We start from the raw sequence: 3,324 nt of genomic DNA on the forward strand, positions 1-3,324 counted from the left end.
GGAGACGACGGCCACAGAGACGGCAGACCCATAGGAGACCCACTCAGTGGGGACCCACTCGGCGCGGACCGGCTCAGTAGGGGCGGACTCACAGGGGACCGACTCGGAGAGGGCGTCCCCAGAGAGGGCGAAGCCGGACGGAACCGTCTCCGAGCGGGCGGACTCGGAGGGGCCGGCCCCAGAGGCAGCGCACTCGAACTCGCGATGTTCCGAGGTGGGTGGTCCTGGCGGTGCGGATGACAAGCGAGCCGGGAAGCCTCCTGCGGAGGAGCCTCACACCACTCCGGTCACGAAGAGTCGTACAGGTCGGGCTGCTGCTGGGCGGCGGCGCGGCGATGGCCTCCGCCGCCGTCGCCCTGGCCCTCGTTCTCACGTCGGGCACGATGACCCCCACCGCCCCGCCGACCATCCCGCCCCACGCCCCCGCCGTGGACGAGCACCGGGCAACCGCCCGAAAACTGCTCGGGCTACGCCTCGACTGGGCCGCCCGTACGGGCAGGCTCGCGAAGGAGCTCGGCCGCAGCGGTCTCGACCGCTGCCGGCGCGGCAACGACGATGCGAAGAACGAAGAGGACTTCGCCGCCATCTGCGTCCTCAGCCTCTATCGCGCCTACACCTGGAACGGTGACGTCGACACGCTCCTCGCCCGCTTCAGGCGCTGCCCTGAGGCCGTGGAGAAGCGTGCCGAGCTACGGGAGTCCCGCACCCGCGCCGATCGCGCACTCGACGTCGACAAGGTCACCATGCTCGTCTGCGACGGCGTCACCATGGAGTTCGCCACCGCACGCACCGAAGCCTCCTCCGACCTGATGGACATGCCCGGGGCCGGCTTCTTCGACGAGGACGGCGGCATGTACGAGCCGTACCACTGGGCGCCGGAGGGCACACCGTGGCTGGCCGAGTGGCTGAAGCTCCGCCAGGACGGCCGCTTACTCGTCGCCCTGGGGGTGTCGGAGGAGTATTCGGTACTGGCCGACCGGTGAGGCACGGCCTATGGGGCCGGCAACCGCCCCCGAGCCGCGCGACCCGCCACCGCCACGTCCTCACGAGCCGACCTCCCGCCCTGCACAGGAACGTCCGGTACGACCCCGCAGCGGGCCGAAACAGGCCCCTCCCACACCCGCACGGCGCAACCACACGCGGCAGCGGGGCCTGGCAGCACGCGGGTGCTGGTCTCCGTCATGCCCGTGCTCGGTCATGCCCGTGCCTGAGATCGTCTCCCTTGCCCACGAACCCGGCCATCGCATCGAAGTTCGCGGCCCCAGGCACCAGGGACAGGAGCGGACCCCCTGGGCCGCGCGGACACGTCGACGGTGTGCCGCACATACTCGAGGTCACATCGTTCCGGAACGGTGTCCCGCACCATGACTCAGTCGTGGGAGATGAGCATGAGCTGCCGCCACAGCAGCACCACGAACACCGCCGAACCAGCGAAGGCGAACCAGAACGGCGCCGCGACACCGAAGCGGGTGGCCAGGACGCCGCCGATCAGCGAGCCGACCACCAGACCGGCGTAGACGCAGATGCTGTTGACGCTGCCCACCCGGCCCTGGAGTTCGTGCGGGACCGCGCGCTGGCGGACGGTTACCGAGGTCGTACCCCATATGAAGGCGTGCGCGCCGAAGGCCAGGAAGATGCCCCCGGCGACCCACGGCGAATGGGTCAGCGCCAGGCCCAGGTGAGTGAAGGTTTCGATGACGAGCCCGATCCGCATCAGGGCGCCGAGGCTGACCCTGCGGGTGATGGCCCCGTACAGGCCGGTGCCGATCAGACCGCCGATCCCGCCGATGGTGGTCATCAGGCCGAAGCCCATGGCGCCGAGGCCGAGCTGTTGCTGGGTGTAGAGGACGAGAACCGACCAGGCCGCGCCGAACGTGAAATTGAAGATCAGGATCGTCAGCGCGAGCGTGCGCACTGCCGCGTGCCGGATGGTCCAGCTGAACCCGGCGATGAGTTCCCGTACGGTGTCGGGCTTGGGATCGTCGGTCTGCCTGCCGTGCGGGGGCAACGTGATCCGGGAGACCAGGACGATTCCCGCCACCACCATGAGCAGCTGGCCCGCGAACGGCCAGGTGAAGCCCAGACCGAACAGCGCCGCGCCGATCGGCGGTCCGGCGAGCTGATTGAGCGTGATGAATCCCGTGCCGAGGCGGGCGTTGGCGATGACGAGATCGTCCTTGCCGACCATCATGGGCGTCAGCGTGGCCGTCGCGTTGTCGGCGAACACCTCGGCGATGGACCGGAGCGTGAGCGCCACCAGGGCCGTCGCCACGGTCACTGTGCCGGTCACCGTGAGCGCGACGAGCGCCGCCAGCACCACGGCCCGCATGGCGTTCGCGACGAGCACGATCCTGCGCCGGTTGTACCGATCCGACAGCACGCCCGCATACAGGCTGAACAGCAGCGGCGGCGCCCAGCTCACCAGTGCCGACAGAGAGATCATCAGCGGATCGCGGGTCAACGTCGCGATCAGCAGCGGGCCCGCGGCGGCCGCGACCCCGTCCCCGAGATTCGTCAGCCAGCTCGCTGCCAGCAACCGCCGGAAGCCTGTCCCGAGCCGGGCAGGCAAGACTCGATCCACCATTGTGACCACGAGCGCAAAACCATACGTTCTGGCGAGCAGCTGCGGCAACGCATTTTCGCGTCTACGCGCCGTCGCGTACGGGTTGCGGCGGAGAGGGTCGCTTGGCTGCGTACGGGTTGCGGCGGAGAGGGTCGCTTGGCTGCGTACGGGTTGCGGCGGAGAGGGTCGCTCGGGTCCATTCACTCCGCGTCAACGGGAGACGGCGCGACGCCGCGTTGACGAGGCACCGGCGCGACGCCGATGCCGGCGCATCGCGTACGTCGGCGCACTGCGGCCAGCACATCGTGTACGCCGGCGCACCGCGTATACCGGCACAACGCAAGAAAGGGCCCCACCCTCCGCCTCCCGAACCATCACTGGCCCGAGAAGCTCCGGGTGGAGCCCTCTCCTATCAAAGATTGTCCGGCGGTGACCTACTCTCCCACACCCTCCCGAGTGCAGTACCATCGGCGCTGGGAAGCTTAACTTCCGGGTTCGGAATGTAACCGGGTGTTTCCTTCCCGCCATAACCGCCGTAACCCTCTGAAACACACAAGCTGCTGCTTGCTGTCTCAGAATTGCCTAGTGGACGCGAGCAAGATCTTCAGTGTGGCGCAGCTCTGGACCCGGCGAAGAGTAACAGAGCGCAGCACACACCAAAGCATGATGCTTTGTGGTCAAGTCCTCGGCCTATTAGTACCGGTCAGCTCCACACGTTACCGTGCTTCCACCTCCGGCCTATCAACCCGGTCGTCTACCGG

At 68.4% G+C, this 3,324-nt stretch carries 2 protein-coding genes and 2 rRNA genes; 1 reads left to right on the forward strand and 3 read right to left on the reverse strand.

What is annotated here, in order from left to right:
• Positions 1 to 236 precede the first annotated feature (236 nt).
• The gene (locus ABZS51_RS34535; RefSeq protein ID WP_355450074.1) at positions 237 to 983 is read left to right on the forward strand and encodes a hypothetical protein; all 747 of its coding nucleotides are present in this window, start codon (positions 237 to 239) and stop codon (positions 981 to 983) included.
• 386 nt (positions 984 to 1,369) lie between these two features.
• Here ABZS51_RS34535 and ABZS51_RS34540 read toward each other — a convergent pair whose 3' ends face one another.
• The 3 genes from ABZS51_RS34540 to ABZS51_RS34550 all read right to left on the reverse strand — a co-directional run.
• The gene (locus ABZS51_RS34540) at positions 1,370 to 2,767 is read right to left on the reverse strand and encodes an MFS transporter (protein WP_355450077.1); all 1,398 of its coding nucleotides are present in this window, start codon (positions 2,765 to 2,767) and stop codon (positions 1,370 to 1,372) included.
• 217 nt (positions 2,768 to 2,984) lie between these two features.
• Positions 2,985 to 3,101 (reverse strand): 5S ribosomal RNA (rrf, locus tag ABZS51_RS34545).
• A gap of 135 nt (positions 3,102 to 3,236) precedes the next feature.
• A 23S ribosomal RNA gene (locus ABZS51_RS34550) occupies positions 3,237 to 3,324 on the reverse strand; the annotation flags it as partial.

This window comes from Nonomuraea sp. NPDC005501, from assembly GCF_040605905.1.
GTDB lineage: Bacteria > Actinomycetota > Actinomycetes > Streptosporangiales > Streptosporangiaceae > Nonomuraea.